The 14769-nt window shown below is 71.5% G+C and carries 12 protein-coding genes; 6 read left to right on the top strand and 6 right to left on the bottom strand.

The annotated features are described in order from the left end of the window. Positions 1-10: 10 nt before the first annotated feature. Positions 11-700, bottom strand: a complete 690-nt coding sequence (locus ACQUSM_RS01020; RefSeq protein ID WP_435115028.1) for a 6-hydroxymethylpterin diphosphokinase MptE-like protein — start codon at positions 698-700, stop codon at positions 11-13. Between the two features lie 203 nt (positions 701-903). Between ACQUSM_RS01020 and ACQUSM_RS01015 the strand changes: the two genes are divergently transcribed. The 5 genes from ACQUSM_RS01015 to ACQUSM_RS00995 are packed head-to-tail and all read left to right on the top strand — an operon-like array spanning position 904 to position 6999. Continuing rightward, positions 904-2148 (top strand): hypothetical protein, encoded by a 1245-nt coding sequence (locus ACQUSM_RS01015; protein ID WP_435115027.1) that lies wholly within the window; start codon positions 904-906, stop codon positions 2146-2148. Between the two features lie 46 nt (positions 2149-2194). Further along, positions 2195-3265, top strand: a complete 1071-nt coding sequence (locus tag ACQUSM_RS01010; RefSeq protein WP_435115026.1) for an mRNA surveillance protein pelota — start codon at positions 2195-2197, stop codon at positions 3263-3265. Positions 3266-3307: 42 nt separating this feature from the next. Beyond that, positions 3308-5698 carry a penicillin acylase family protein gene (locus ACQUSM_RS01005; RefSeq protein ID WP_435115024.1) on the top strand — a complete coding sequence of 797 codons (2391 nt, stop codon included), beginning with the start codon at positions 3308-3310 and terminating at the stop codon, positions 5696-5698. Beyond that, positions 5695-6042 (top strand): hypothetical protein, encoded by a 348-nt coding sequence (locus ACQUSM_RS01000; protein WP_435115023.1) that lies wholly within the window; start codon positions 5695-5697, stop codon positions 6040-6042. Before ACQUSM_RS01005 ends, ACQUSM_RS01000 begins: the two co-directional genes overlap by 4 nt. A 51-nt stretch (positions 6043-6093) precedes the next feature. Next, on the top strand, positions 6094-6999 hold the full coding sequence (locus ACQUSM_RS00995; RefSeq protein ID WP_435115022.1) for an HFX_2341 family transcriptional regulator: 906 nt from the start codon (positions 6094-6096) through the stop codon (positions 6997-6999). Here ACQUSM_RS00995 and ACQUSM_RS00990 read toward each other — a convergent pair. Genes ACQUSM_RS00990 through ACQUSM_RS00970 form a run of 5 tightly spaced genes read right to left on the bottom strand, consistent with a single transcriptional unit; the run spans position 6996 to position 13306 of the window. Beyond that, a complete protein-coding gene (locus ACQUSM_RS00990) occupies positions 6996-8327 on the bottom strand; it encodes a S8 family serine peptidase (RefSeq protein ID WP_435115021.1) in 1332 nt (443 codons plus the stop codon). The two genes, ACQUSM_RS00995 and ACQUSM_RS00990, sit on opposite strands and share 4 nt — an antisense overlap. A 25-nt stretch (positions 8328-8352) precedes the next feature. Further along, complete coding sequence (locus ACQUSM_RS00985; RefSeq protein ID WP_435115019.1) at positions 8353-8958, bottom strand: ArsR/SmtB family transcription factor; 606 nt, start codon at positions 8956-8958, stop codon at positions 8353-8355. Positions 8959-9015: 57 nt separating this feature from the next. Next, complete coding sequence (locus ACQUSM_RS00980) at positions 9016-11247, bottom strand: transglutaminase TgpA family protein (RefSeq protein WP_435115018.1); 2232 nt, start codon at positions 11245-11247, stop codon at positions 9016-9018. After that, positions 11244-12305 carry a DUF58 domain-containing protein gene (locus ACQUSM_RS00975; RefSeq protein ID WP_435115017.1) on the bottom strand — a complete coding sequence of 354 codons (1062 nt, stop codon included), beginning with the start codon at positions 12303-12305 and terminating at the stop codon, positions 11244-11246. Before ACQUSM_RS00975 ends, ACQUSM_RS00980 begins: the two co-directional genes overlap by 4 nt. Beyond that, the gene (locus ACQUSM_RS00970) at positions 12305-13306 is read right to left on the bottom strand and encodes an AAA family ATPase (RefSeq protein ID WP_435115016.1); all 1002 of its coding nucleotides are present in this window, start codon (positions 13304-13306) and stop codon (positions 12305-12307) included. The genes ACQUSM_RS00975 and ACQUSM_RS00970 overlap by 1 nt, the downstream gene beginning before the upstream one ends. 182 nt (positions 13307-13488) lie before the next feature. Here ACQUSM_RS00970 and ACQUSM_RS00965 point away from each other — a divergent pair, with 182 nt between their 5' ends. Next, positions 13489-14697 carry a threonine synthase gene (locus ACQUSM_RS00965; RefSeq protein ID WP_435115015.1) on the top strand — a complete coding sequence of 403 codons (1209 nt, stop codon included), beginning with the start codon at positions 13489-13491 and terminating at the stop codon, positions 14695-14697. Positions 14698-14769: the final 72 nt, after the last annotated feature.

The raw sequence follows: 14769 nt of genomic DNA, 5'->3' as shown, positions 1-14769 counted from the left end.
GCCGTCGGCGTTATTTCTCGTCCGTGGGCAGCCTCAGCCCGTCCCGCCGGCCGTCGAGCACGCCGAACCGCTCCTCCCGACGCGTCTCGAGCCAGTAGAGCAGGCGCTCGGCCCAGCGGAGCTTCTTCGCTTTCAGCTCGCCCACGTCGGGGTCGTCGAACTGCCAGCCCACGAACCGGAGCTCGCCGGCGCCCAGCGCGTCCGCGAGGAACGCCGCGCGGTCGCCGTCGGTGAAGCCGCCGAAGTTCCGGACGTGGGCCGTCGGCGCGGCCTGTGTGGTTGGCAGGAGCTGGGCCTCGGCGAACTCGGGAACCCAGCGTTCCAGCGCGTCGACGTTGTCGCCGTGGGCGTGGACCGCGACGGGGAGCCCCTCGTGACTCGCAGCCGCGAGGCGTTCCGGCGTCCCGTCGAGATCCGTCACTGCGAGATCGATCCCGACCCCGGCGTCCCGGAGCGTCGTCGCCGCGGCGGAGGCGGCGATCACGCGGTCGGCGGCCGCGGCAGCCTCGGCCTCGTCGGCGAGGGTGGGGGCAGCACCGGCGACGGCGACCGTTCGCCCCTCGAACGCGGGGAGGGCGTCGAGATCGAACGGCTCGGTCAGCGACGCCAGTCGGTCGCGGGCGCGCTCGTCGGCCGCGCGGCCGAAGCCGAAGTCGGCGAGGATGCGCTCGTAGACGGGCTCCCAGACGTGGAACTCCATACGGTGTAGCTGTCGCTGACGGACGTGAATACTGCGGAGATGAATGGGCCGGCGTGGTACCGAAGTACCCCTACCCAGGTACCGTGCCGGCGTCCACCTGTGGTTTTCTGCGGCCCCGGTATAAGCTTTCTTGTCGGATCCGACGGGAGAGGGGCGGTCGACTCCCCGTAACCTTGATGCGCTGGCTGGCGCAGGATACCCCCATGGACCTCTATCGTACCAGCGAGTCGGGCGTCGTCCCGGTACAGCCGCTCGATCCCAGCGAGACGGCCGGGCTCGCCGGGTCGCTCCTCCGCGGCCCCGGGGGGACGCTCGGCGCCGACGACGTGCTGTTCGTGACGACGGCCGCCGGCGACGGCGCCGCGACCGCGCTGGCGCTCGACGCCGAGGGATCGGCGGTCGTCGTCGGCGCCGTCGACGGAAAACTGGGCAGCGACACGGTCACCGACGCGCTCGAACGCGCCAGTACGGTCGCCGACCGCTCCTACGAGGCGCTGAACGAACAGTACGACGGGGGCTCACTCCGCGAGGCCCACGCGGAGTACTTCACCCGCGCCCCGCTCGACCCCGGGGCGTTCAACGACGAGCAGCGCGTCCGGCTGCTCGGAACGGCGTTCGCCGACGAGGCACGGGCGCTGGCGACGTTCCTGAGCGACCGCGAGGTGGCGGTCGACGCGGTCCGCGTCGAGGCGTTCGGCGCGCCGGAGAGCGAGGAGTTCCTCGTGCGGTTCGTCCCCGACGACCGGGCGGAACCCGCCGCCGACAGCGCGGAGCAGTCGGTCACCGGCACGAACGCGAGCGCCGAGGCGGCTGCCGGCGGGGAGACCGAGACCGGCAGCGGGAAATCGAACGAGCGAACAGCGGGGTCGGCGCTCGCGGCGGACGATCGGGTCGACGACGGTGCCGGAACGGACGGCGAGCGCGACTCGGAAGCGGGAAGCGGAGCCGACGGTTCGGAGGGGGCGGCGGCCGGAACGGGCGCCGAGCCCGAAACGGACGGGGTCGAGGAGACGGAGAACCTCGAACTCCCCGTGTTGCTCGACGCCGTCGCCGAGGGGATTCGGGACCGTCTCGTCGGGACGTTCGACACCGACCCCGAGGATCTGGTCTCCGTCGAGCGCGGGAACGAGCTGCTCGTCCGGCCCGACCACCCCGCCTACGCCGGCGGCGTGCTGCGCTACCGGCTCCGAGTCGACTCCGACGGCACCGTGGAGTTCGGGGTGAGCATCTACGGCGGCAGCGAGGCCGAGAAGGAGCAGATGCGCGCGGTGGTCCGGGAGAACGAGGCGGCGATCGCGGAGGAGCTGGAGTACGAGATCGCGGACGGCTACGACGGGTTCGCGGCGAGCCGGCAGTTCGCGTCGTTCGATCAGGTCGCGGCGGCCGAGATCGTCGACGAGTTCGACCGGCTCGTCCGCTTCTTCCACTCGCGGGTGATGCGGGCCTGACGCCGAGAAGGAAAGAGACGTCACCCCGGGGCCCGCAGTTTCGAGTATGCGAATCGTCCAGCGCGGTCACGGCGCGGAGGGTCGTGACCGGGTGACGCTCGTCCCCGAGACCGTCGACGACCTCTGGCACCTCTCGCACGTCCTCGAACCGGGGGATCTGGTCGAGGGCGACACCACTCGCCGCATCCAGCGCAACGACGACCAGATGCGCGACACCGGCGGCGAGCGCGAACACCTCCACGTCACCCTCGAAGTCGAGGACGTGGAGTTCGCGCGCTTCGCCAACCGCCTCCGGGTCGGCGGCGTGATCCAGCACTGCTCGATGGAGGACCAGATCGGGCTCCACCACACGATCAACGTCGAGACCCACGAGGAGCTCACGATCGAGAAGTACCTCAAACCCGACCAGCGCGACCGGATCGAGGAGGCCGCCGAGGCGACCGACGCGCCGGACGTGGCGGTCGTCACCGTCGAGGAGGGCGAGGCGTACGTCCACACGGTCCAGCAGTACGGCACCGACGAGTACGTCTCGCTGACGGCGCCCACGGGGAAGGGCGAGTACGCCCAGCCGCGAACCACGCTGTTCGAGGAGCTCGGTTCGGCGCTCCAGCACGTCGACGCCGAGGCGATCATCGTCGCCGGCCCGGGCTTTACGAAACGCGACGCGCTCGACTACCTGCAGGAGGAGTACCCCGACGTAGCCGAGAAGGTCGCGACGACCGTCGACACCTCCGCGGCCGGTGATCGTGGAGTGCACGAAGTGCTCAAACGCGGCGCCGTCGAGGACGTACAGGACCAGACCCGGATCGCCCGCGAGAGCGAACTGATCGACGAGCTCACCGAGCGCATCTCCACCGGCGAGAAAGCGACCTACGGCATCGAGGAGACCGCCGAAGCGGCGGAGTACGGCGCGGTGGAGACGCTGCTCGTCGTCGACGAGCGCCTGCGCACCGAGCGACAGGACGAGGGCGACTGGGAGCGGGACGCAAACGAGATCATCGAGACCGTCGAGCAGAAAGGCGGCGAGGTGGTGGTGTTCTCCTCGGAGTTCGCCCCCGGCGAGCAGCTGTCGAACCTCGGCGGGATCGCGGCGCTGCTGCGGTACCGACTCCAGTAGCGCGGACAAAACTTTACGAGCCTCCCCGCGTTCTATCCGGCAATGGACAGAGAGACCACCCGCCGGGCCCTGCTCTCGGCCGTCCTCGGCGCCGGCGTCGGCGGGATGGCGTTGACGGACGCCCGGTCCTACTTGAACCGGTTCGCCCCCGGGTCGGGCAGCGCCTGGGGCGCCGCCACCGGGACGGCCCCGGACGAACTCGACAGCCCGTACGGCCCGGCGACGGTGCGCTACGACGAGTACGGCGTCCCCCACGTCGAAGCCGACAGTGAACGGGCGGCGTACTACGCGCTCGGCTACTGTCACGGCGCCGATCGACTCTTTCAGATGGATCTCTACCGCCGCCGGATGGCCGGCCACCTCTCCGAAGTCGTCGGCCCGGCGACCGTCGACTCCGACGCGTTCCACCGGCAGATGGACTTCGAGGCCGCGGCGGAAGCGACGTGGGAGCGCGCCGAGGGCACCGAGACCGGCGACGTGGTCGAGGCGTACGTCGCCGGCGTGAACCACGCCCGCGAGGTCGAGCCGACGCCGCTGGAGTACGGGCTGTTGGAGTTCGAGCCGCAGCGGTGGACGCCGACGGCGACGCTGCTCGTCCAGAAACAGATCTCGTGGGGGCTCACCGGCTCGTTCCGCACGCTCCGGCGCGCGCTGGCGCGGGAGCGGCTGGGCGCCGACGCGACCGAGCAGCTCTACCCCAGAGTCATGGACCACGAGACGCCGATCCTGCGGGGCGGCGAGGCGTCGTTCGCGGCGATCGACGGCGACGCCGCGGCTCCCGACGCCGGGCTGGTCGACTGGCTCGGCGCGTTCGAGAGCGACCCGGGGATCGGCTCGAACTCCTGGGTCGTCTCGAGTGAGCACACCGCCTCGGGCGACCCGATCGTCGCGAACGATCCCCACCTCCAGCTCTCGGCACCGCCGATCTGGTACGAGCAGCACGTCGCCGGCCCGGGGTTCGACAGCCGCGGCGTCGCGTTCCCGGGCGTCCCGTTCGTCGTGATCGGGCAGAACCACGCCGGCGCGTGGGGGTTCACCAACGCCGGCGCCGACGTGGTCGACTTCTACACCTACGACACCGTCGACGGGGGCGACGGGTACGAGTACGGCGACGGTGTCCGGCAGTTCGACAGCCGGACCGAGACGATCGCCGTCGCGGGCGGCGAGAACGTCGATATCGAGGTGAAGCGCTCGGTCCACGGCGCCGTCCTCAGCGAGTACCCCGATGGCGACGGGTTCGCGGCCGCCGACGAACTCGGCGTCGCGTGGACGGGGCTGTCGGCGACCCGGACCGTCGAGGCGGTCCGGGAGCTCAACCGCTCCAACGGGCTCGACGACGCCGAGGCCGCACTCCAGAAGTTCGACGAGCCCACACAGAACGTCGTCTACGCCGACGACTCGGGGAACACCTACTACTGGATCACCGGGCAGATCCCGATCCGGACCGTCGACGGCGAGCCCGTTCGGGGAACCAGGATCTTCGACGGCTCCGCGGGCGAGGGGGAGTGGGGCGAGGGGTACGAGCCCTACGGCGAGTCCTCGTGGGACGGGTTCGTCCCCTACGACGAGAAGCCCGGCGTCCGGAACCCCGACTACCTCGCGACCGCGAACCAACGCATCACGAACGACCCCGCACACTACCTCTCGGAGGGGTACGCGCCGCCGTTCCGGGGGCAGCGTATCTACGACAGGCTCGACGCCCGCGCCGAGAGCGACGAACCGATGGACGCCGCGTTCCACCGCGGCCTCCAGACCGACGTTCTCGACGGGCGCTACGACCTGTTCCGTCCGATCGTCGAGGAAGTGGTCGACGCCGGCGAGACGGCCGACGATCTCGACGCGCCGGACGCCGAATCGCTGCTCGACTGGGACGGCGAGATGCGGCCCGAGCGGCCCGAGCCGCTGCTGTTCGAGCAGTGGCTCCGGGAGTTCCGCGCACGGACGTTCGGCGACGAGTTCGACGACGCCGACCTGCCCGAGGGGTTCCCGCGACCGAACCTCTGGGTGCTCGGCACGCTGCCCGCCGACAGCGAGTGGTTCGACGGCGACCGCGCGGCGGTCGCGGCCGGCGCGATGGCGGCGACGCGCGAGCGAATCGACTCGGAGGGGTGGGAGACGTACGGCGACTGGAACCGCGTCCGGTTCGCCCATCCGTTCGACCAGTCGTTCCTCAACTACGAACAGCGCCCGACCGCGGGCTCACCCGGGACGGTCCGGAACTTCCACAGCGAGGCGTCGACGGGCGCGAGCTGGCGGATGGTCGCGACGTTCGACGGCGACTCACGGGCGGTGCTGCCCGGCGGCAACTCCGGCGACTACTTCTCGGATCACTACGACGACCAACTCTCGCTGTGGGCCGACGGCGAGTACAAGTCGATGGCCCGGACGCTCCCCGACGGCGTGGATCTGACGTTCACGGAGGGCGAGCGATGAGTTCCGACTCGGTGGCGGCAGGGCTGACCAGCCTCCGCGAGGACCGTCGGCGCCGGCTCGCGGCGAGCGCCGGCGCCGTCGTGCTGGGGCTCGTGCTCGCGCTGTTCCACTGGGCAGGACTGCTCGCGGCTGGCGCGCTGGTCGCGCTCCCGCAGCGCTCGTTCGGGCGCGGGGTCGCCGCCGGGTTCGGGATGGGGGCCCTGATCGTCGTCGGCTTCCTCGCCCAGTTGGCGCTCGCGGGGACGCTCGATCCCGTGCTCGCGATGGGGCAGCCGAGTCTGCTCGCGCTCGGGATCGGGCTGCTGCTGCCGGCGTTCGGGTCGCTCGTTCGCGGGGTCGGCTGAGTAGCCGCGCCGAACTGTCCCTTTTTACCGACCGCCGCCTCACCCACGCCCATGGGCACCCACATCGTCCCGGTCGGCTTCGACTACGACCGGCTGATCGCGCCGCTGATCCGCGACCAGTTCGACGTGGATCGGGTGGTGCTGCTGGAGGGCGCCGTCGGCAGCGAGGCCAACGTCGAGTACTCCCAGAACCTCGCGGGCAAGCTCGAACAGGACTTCCAGAACCTCCTCGGTGCCGAAACCGAGCGCGTCGGGCTCTCGGACGTGTACGACTACGACGCCGCGTTCGAGCGGGCGTACGACCTGATCAACGCCCACCTCGATACCGGTAGCGAGGTGTGGGTGAACATCTCCTCGATGCCCCGCCCGGTGAGCTTCGCGTTCGCGACCGCGGCGCACTCGATCACGCTGGAGCGACAGGAAGACCGCCACCGCATCCACACGTACTACACCGCCCCCGAGAAGTACCTGGAGACCGAGATGGCCGAGGAGCTCCGGGAGACGCGGGACCTGCTCGCCGAGGTTCGTGAGGCGGGCGCCGACGACGGGGAGATCGCCGACCGCCTCGCGAGCATCGAGGGGCTGCTCTCGGAGTTCGACGAGCGAGGCACCACCATCGGCGCCAAGCGCATCGGCGACAACCACATCGTCGAACTGCCCGTCGCGGCGTTCTCGAACGTCGAGCCGTTCGAGGAGGTGATCCTGTTCACGCTGGGCGAACACGGCGAGTTCGAGAGCGTGAGCGAGCTCGCGAAGACGCTCGCGGCGGACATGGGCGAGGAGTACACCGACAGCTTCCGCTCGAAAGTGATCTACAACGTCGACCGGCTCGGCCCCGGCGGGAAGGCGTACGTCGAGCAGGAGGAACACGGCAACTCCCACCGCACCTCCCTCTCGCGGATCGGCGAGCTCTGGGTGCGGGCCCACGCCGACGACGAGCCCGCCGAACTCTCCTAATCCGCCGTCCCGTTGTACCAGTCGAGTTCGTCCCCGTCGATCTCCGCGGGCGACTCGGAGGTGACCGCCGTGACCGCGCCCGCGGCGTCGAGGTAGAGCCGGCCGTCGTCCTGTACGGCCGTGTTGCGGAACACGCGCTGGGCCTCGGCGGGCGAGAGGCTCTCGTTTTCCGCGAGCATCAGGGTGAGCGCCCCGGCCACCAGCGGCGCCGCCACGGAGCTGCCGTACATCTCGCCCGCCGTGTTCGTGTCGACGGCGCCCGGCGCCGAGATGTCGAGCCGGGGACCGGTCGAGCTGTACGACCGCGGCTCGCCGGTCACCGCGTCGACCGCGCCGACGGCGATGACGCCCTCGGCGGTCGCGGGCGCGACCATCCCGCCGCCGTCGCTGCTGATGCCGAGCTCGTGGCGGGAGGAGAACAGGTCGACGGTGCTCTCGCCGGCGTCGGGGCCGCCCTGAACGGCGACGTAGTAGCGCCCTTCGGGGACGGTGGCGTCGATCGCCTCGGTGTGGCTGCCGTTTCCGGTCTCGTTCGTCGCCGACTTCGCGATCAGCGGATCCTCGCCGTTCTCCGCGCGGTAGAGGAAGAGGTCGTAGTCGGCGTTCCCCTCCCAGTAGAGCCGGAGCGAGACGCCGCCGGCGATCTCGCCCTCGCCCAGCGTGTTGTACCGAGTGTCGTTCGCGAACGCGAGCCAGCCCTCGTTCCCGGTGCCGGCCCAGTGTCGCTCGGCGTAGTTGCCCGCCGACGTGACGAAGGCAGTGTCGTTCTCGGCGGCCGCGGCGGCGGCCTCGTTCAGTCGCGCCATCCCCTCGGCGGTTCGCGGGAAGTAGCTCCCGGCGTCGACGACCACGTCGACCTCGTTCTCGCGCAGCCACGAGACCGCGCGCTCGTAGGCGGCCGGCCCGCCCTCGAGGCCGATGCTCGCGAGGTACAGCTCCGAGTCGGGCGCGGTCCGGGCGACGATCTCGGCGACGGCGGTGTCGTGTGTGCTGTCGACCGCCAGCCCGGGCGACCGGTCCGCGAACGTTCGTGTCGCGACGACCGACTCGCCGAGCCGGCCGCCGGGGGAGAACTGGCTGCCGATGACGCCGACCCGGACGCCGTCACCGGTGACGCCGGCCTCGTGCACCGCGCCGAACCCCGACAGCGGGTCCGGGTCGGACGACTCCTCCGGCGGATCGGGCGACGATCGGATGGCGTCCGCGAGCGCGTCGTTGGGCGGCCCGCGGACGAGCTGCTGGCTGCTCGACCCCACGGGAACGGCGAAGGAGACGCTGCTCACGACGACGACGACGACGAACAGTGTCGCTGCCGTGCCGACCCTCATGCCGTCACCTCGGGGGGGTTGCTCATCAGTCGGTTCGGCTGTACTGGAGTGCGACCGCCGCGATGGCGACCAGCCCGCCGGCGAGGAACAGCGCCGCCGGGGGGACGGTGCCGAACACCGCGCCGGAGCCGATCGAGTCCGCGACGCGCGGGCCGGAGGGGCCGGCGATACCGCCGCCCCCGACGTTCACTGTCGCGTGGACCAGTAGGCTCCCGACGAGCACCGCGGCCGCGGCGCCGACGTACTGCCGGAGCGAGTCGAGCAGTCCCGACCGCTCCGCCTCGTTGCCCACACAGACCACCAGCGAGTCGTCGACCGGGGCGTACACCTTCATCTCGCGGCCCTTGACCGAGTAGCGCGTCTCGGCGACCTCGACCAGATCCGCCTCTTGGAGGTTGTCGAGGTGGTGGCGCACGTTCTGCAGCGAGGTGTCGACCGCGTCGGCGAGCTCGGAAGCCGTCCGGGGCTCCTCGTGCAGCGCCGTCAGCAGCGATCTGGCGGTCTCGGAGGAGAGCGACCCGATCAGGGGGTCGACCTCCTCGTCGTCGAGCCAGAGCAGCCGGGTGCCCCCCTCGTCGTCCGCCTCGTCGGCGGCGACGGCGTCGGACTCGGACGGCAACAGACCGGACATGGGTGTGCGTACCACATCCAGTAACTAAACCCTTCGGTAACGACAAGAACGGGCGAGTCAGTCAGCGCGGCGGAGTCGCCCGAGCAGGGGGGTTGACTCGGCGACGAGCGCGTCCGCGGCCGCGACTGCCTCGTCGGCGTCGGCGTCGGTCGCGTCCCCGCCGTACCGCGCCCGCTCGTACAGCCCCGCCACGCGGTACACCCGCGCGTCGGTCACGTCGAGACTGTCGAGATAGTCCTCGACGGTCTCGCCGGGGTGTCGCGGCCGGTAACGGGTTTCGAGCAGCGTCTCGATCCGGTCGAACGCCCGCTCGACGTCGCCGACCGGGTCCGCCCGCGGCTGGTAGCGCAGCCACACGAACCGATAGAGGCGGGCGTCGAGCCCGAACCGCCGGCCGGCGGCCACGCCGCCGATCAGGAGCACGAGGCCGTACCCCACCTCCTCGGGCGAGGGTAGCGCCGGCTCGTCGGAGCTCCCCTCGTCGCCGCCGGCGGTGAAGTTCCCGACGGTGCCGTTCGGCGCCTCCTGCCCGGGTCGGAGGATGTCCTCGAGGTTGGCCGTCCCCGTCACCGCGTCGGCGGTGTCGTTGACCGTCGCGGGAGTGGCCGTCTCAGTCGGCGTCGGGGTCCACTCGCCGCCGCCGGTGCGGTTGGTGTCGACGTTCGCCACGCCGGCCTCGCGGGCCTGCTCGACGCGCTGCTCGGCGGCTGACTCGCGGGGACCGCCGGGCGTCGGGTCGAACGCGACCCAGCCGGTCGCCGGGAAGTACACCTCGACCCACGCGTGGGCGTTCAGCCCGCGGACGACCCACTCGTCCTCCGCGACGCGCTCCCCGGGGGTGTAGCCGGTCACCATCCGTGCCGGGATCCCCTGCGTGCGCAGCATCACGGCCATCGTCGTCGCGTAGTAGGTGCAGTAGCCGGCGTCCATCTCGAACAGGAACGAGTCGGCGACGCTGCCGCGCGGGCGCTCGACGTTCAGCGAGTACTCCTTGGTGCGCTCCAGGTACGACTCGATCGCGACGGCGGTCGCGTAGGGCGTCGATGCGTTCGCGCGGTCGGCGACCGTGGCCGCGCGCTCGCTCACGCGGTCGGGGGTGCTGTCCGGCAGCGAGAGGTACCGCCGCTCGACCGTCTCGGGGTAGTCGGTGCCGGCCATTCGGAGGTCGTCGAGCGTGTACGCCGGCCGGTGACTGACGACCGTGTACGACTCCCCCTCGGCGATCGGCGCCGCCGCGCGGAGCCCTCCCTCGGCGGTCACCTGCGTCGCTCGCTGGACGTTCCCCTCGACGCTGACCGGCTTCCAGACCGCGGGCATCGAGTTGAGCGTGGTCTCGGCGGTGACCGTCTGCTCGATCTCGATGCTCGGCCCGGGCGGGTCGTCGAGCCGGCCGTCGTAGCTGCGGGCCTCGCCGGTCCGGACCCACGAGCCGCCGGTGTACCGGTCGTAGGCGCCGACGCGCCAGTACCCACGGCGCTCGGACTCGACGGTGAACCGGACCTCGGGCGAGAGCCGGATCGCGCCCACGATACCCACGTTGTCGGCGTTGTCGACGACGTTGCCTTCGAGCGTCGGCGTCGCGCTGCCGCCGAGGACGGGGCCGCCGGCGCCGCCGGGCACCAGCGAGACGGTCGAGGAGAGCACGATCATCACGGTGACGACGAGCACGACCGTGTCCCAGTGGAGGGCGATCGCCCGCCGGGGGCTGAGCTCGCCGAACCCGACCGCGGCCGCGGCGCCGACGACGCCCGCCAGCGTGGTGAGGAAGCCGGCGTCGCCCGTGAGCACGAACAGACCGAGCGCGCTGCCGCCGACCGCGGCGCTCAGCGGGTAGTTCCCCCGGAGCGCGAGCAGCCACGAGCCCAGCAGCGGTGCGGGCAGCACCGCGAGCGCCCAGATCTCGGCCTGAATCAGCCGGAACACCGAGAGCCCGCTGAGCAGCGCCGCGAGATCGGTCAGCACGGCGCCGGCGTCGATCAGCGCGCGCTGGCTCGGCGGGATCGAGAGGTAGTACGCCGCCAGTCCACCGAACAGCGCCGCCGCGCTCCCCAGCAGCGCCGTCCGCGTGTCGACGCGGCCGGCGAGCACCGCGCCGAGCGCGAGCACCGCGCCGACCTCGAGGAGCAACAAGCCCGTCCCGCCGACCACGTCGGTGACGTGGAACAACACCCGGAGGTACGACGCCGTGAGCACGGCGATCCCGAGCATTCCCGGGGAGAGGATCGCCGACCGCAGCGACCAGTCCGTCTCGGTCCCGACCCGCGACCGGCGGCCGGGAGCGGTCGTCACGCTTCCACCTCCCGGGCCGGCGTCATGTCGCCCGCCGTCTGCGCCTCGACCATCTCCGAGAACTGGTGGCGGCGCCCGCGCACGTCGACGGTCGCGTCGTCGGCCCGCCCCTTGATCACCACGTCGGCGTCGGGGTCGGGCACCGGCCCGGAGTCGACCACCGCGAGCGTCCGGAGCATCGCCGCCTGCCCGCCGTACTCGGGACCGATCCGGAGCTCGCCCCGCGGGAGCGAGAGCTCGACCGGGACGCCGTCGGCCACCAGCGGCAGCACCACGCTCGCGGTCGCCTCCGCCATCGCGTCGGCGCCGTCGGCGTTCGCGCCGGCGGCGACGGTCACCGACGCCACGTCGGTGTCGGCGGCGAACTCCGTGACGATCAGCTCGTCGCGCTTGGCCGTCGTCTTCCAGTGGATGTCACGCAGGGGGTCGCCGGGGACGTACTCCCGGAGCTCCTCGAACTCGCCGCGCTGGTCGCTCCGGCTGTACTCCTGCAGCCGGCCCAGCGACCGCCGCCCGACGGCGCCGAGCCGTCGGACCCGGGGGAAGACGATCGTCGTCTCGGTCCCCCGGAGCTCGGTCTCGCGGGCGTGGAGGCCGAACGCGTCGGTCGCGACCACCGTCACCGGGCCGAGCGTGTGCTGGCCGCGCTGTCGGTACTCGACCTCGTACTCGATCGGCTCGGCGCCGACGGCCGTCTCGAACGTGATCTCGGCGTCACCGCTCGGCCGTTCGCGGACCGTCGCGGTCTCCGCGGCGACCGGCCACAGCCCCTCGCCGACGCGCTCGGTCACGTCGCCGAGGAACGGCCGGGAGAGCGGGTCGCCGTCACGGCTGTGGAAGGAGAGTTCCGCCGTCCGCGTCTCGCCGGCGTGGGCGTTCGCCGGCGGCGTGCGGTCGAGTTCGACGGCGGGGACGAACCGGACCTGCAGGTAGCCCGCGACCAGCGCGACGACCGCGGGGGCGACGATCGCGTTGAGCGCGCGGGCGCCGAAGATGCCCGCGAGCAGCACCGACAGCCCCGCGACGCCGGCGACGGCGCGGCCACGGCGCGTGAGCATCACTCGACGGGGACGGTCGAGAGCGCCGAGGCGACCACGTCCTCGCCGGTCTCGCTACCCGTTCGCGGCCGGATCCGGTGGGCGAACACCGTCCGTGCCTCCGCCTGTACGTCGTCGGGGGTGACGTAGTCGCGGCCGTCGAGCAGCGCCCGGACCTGCGAGGTGCGCGCCAGCGCGATGCTCCCCCGGGGGCTGACGCCGAGCTGGGCCTCGTTTCGCGTGTGTTCGGCCAGCCGGCTGATGTAGCTCCGCACCGGCTCGCGCAGCGTCACCTGACTCGCCGTCTCGCGGGCGCGCCGGAGCTGCGTGCCGTCGGTGACGGGTTCGAGCTCCTCGATCGGGTGATGGCCGGCGGTGCGCCCGATGATCTCGGCCTCCTGGTCGTCGTCGGGGTAGCCCAGCCGGAGCTTCTTCGCGAAACGATCGACCTCGGCCATCGGGAGCTCGTAGGTGCGACCCGTCTCCACGTCGTTCTGCGTCGCGATCACGACGAACGGCTCGGGGAGGTCGCGGGTGTCGCCGTCGACGGTCACCTGTCGCTCCTCCATCGCCTCCAGCAGCGAGCTCTGGGTTTTCGGCGGCGCGCGGTTGATCTCGTCGGCCAGCACCACGTTCGCGAACACCGGGCCGGGCTGGAACTCGAACTCCTGGGTCTTCTGGTTGAACACGTTCACACCCGTCACGTCGGAGGGCAGGAGGTCGGGCGTGAACTGCACGCGGCGGAACGAGGCGTCGACGGAGGTCGCGACCGAGCGGGCGAGCATCGTCTTCCCGGTGCCGGGCACGTCCTCCAGCAGGACGTGGCCGCGGGCCACCGTGGCGACGAGGATGTGCTCGATCGCGTCGCGCTTCCCGACGATGACGCGCTCGACGTTGTCGACGATGTCGTCGATCAACTCCGCGGCCGCGTCGACCGACAGCGGGTCGAGCGTCGACGGCCCCGTGTCGCCGCCAGTCTCGACGGCCGCGTCGCCGCCGTCGGACCGAGCGTCGTCGGTCATCGTCGCGGACCACCTCCGGAAACGTCCCTGCGGGGAACGGAACGGTCGTACACGGGGGGATTGTGTGGCTGTGTCTACCTAACTCTGCCGCCAGCGGCGGATCGAAACCGTCGCTGACGGGGCGAGATGTCCGTCTTGCCGCATCGAACAACCCATTAGCCGTGGGGCCCCCAGCCCGGGCCATGGAGACCACCGACGCGTTCGCCGGCCTCGACTGCATCGACTGCGGGGAACGGTTCGACGCCGACACCGCGACCCACCGCTGCCCGGACTGCGGCGGCATCCTCGACCCGGCGTACGACTACGACGAGATCGACGTGTCCCGCGAGACGTTCGAGGGCGAGCGCTTCGACTCGCTGTGGCGCTACGACGCGCTGCTGCCGTTCCCGCGGGAATCGGCGGTCACCATCGGTGAAGGTGCGACGCCGCTGGTCGACTGTCCGAGCCTCGCCGACGCGATGGGCGTCGACGAGGTGTACATCAAAGACGAGGGGCACAACCCGACGGGGACGTTCAAGGACCGCGGGCAGACCGGCGCCGTCACCGCCGCCGCACAGCACGGCGCGGAGACGATCGCGCTGAACACGGCGGGCAACGCCGGGCAGGCGGCAGCCGCCTACGCCGCCAACGCGGGGATGGACGCGCACGTCTGGATGGCCGAGCGCGCGGGCTATACCCAGAAGGCGATGGTCGAGGTCCACGGCGGCGAACTCCACGTCGTCGAGGGGGAGATCACCGACGCCGGTGCGGGCTACGCCGAACGCATGGACGAGGAGGACTGGTACTCCACCAAGACGTTCGTCACCCCCTACCGCCACGAGACGAAGAAGACGATGCTGTACGAGACGGTCGAACAGCTGGACTGGGACGTGCCGGACGCGATCGTCTACCCCACCGGCGGCGGCGTCGGCCTCGTCGGGATGCACAAGGGCGCAAAGGAGTTCCGCGATCTCGATCTGACCGACGAGCTGCCGGGAATGTACGCCGCACAGGCCGCCGGCTGCGCCCCCGTCGTCGAGGCGTGGGAAGAAGGGAAATCCATTCACGAGGCGTGGGGCGACGAGAACATCACGACCGTGCTCAACGGGATCGCGGTCCCCGACCCGGGCGCGAGCCCGCTGATCCTCGACGCGTTGGAAGAGAGCGACGGCGGCGCCGTCGCCGCGAGCGACGACGAGATCCTCGACGCCGCCGTCGAGATCGCCCGGACCGAGGGCGTGGAGATGGGCGCGACCTGTGCGGCGGCGGCCGCCGGCGCGTTCGACCTCGCGGAACGCGGTGAACTGGATGAGGACGACACGGTCGTGCTGCTGAACACCGGCGCGGGCAACAAGGACGTGGACACGCTTCGGAGTCATCTGGGCGAGCGAGAGTTCGAGAGCGGGGAGTAGCGCAGGCTGACTCTTTTGTCGGTGCCGAGCTACCGAACTTGCGTGAGCAAGATCGACGGTGCAGGGCTGTGG

The organism is Halolamina sp. C58, assembly GCF_051195095.1.
Taxonomy (GTDB): Archaea; Halobacteriota; Halobacteria; order Halobacteriales; family Haloferacaceae; genus Halolamina.
This window is presented reverse-complemented; position numbering and strand designations above follow the sequence as displayed.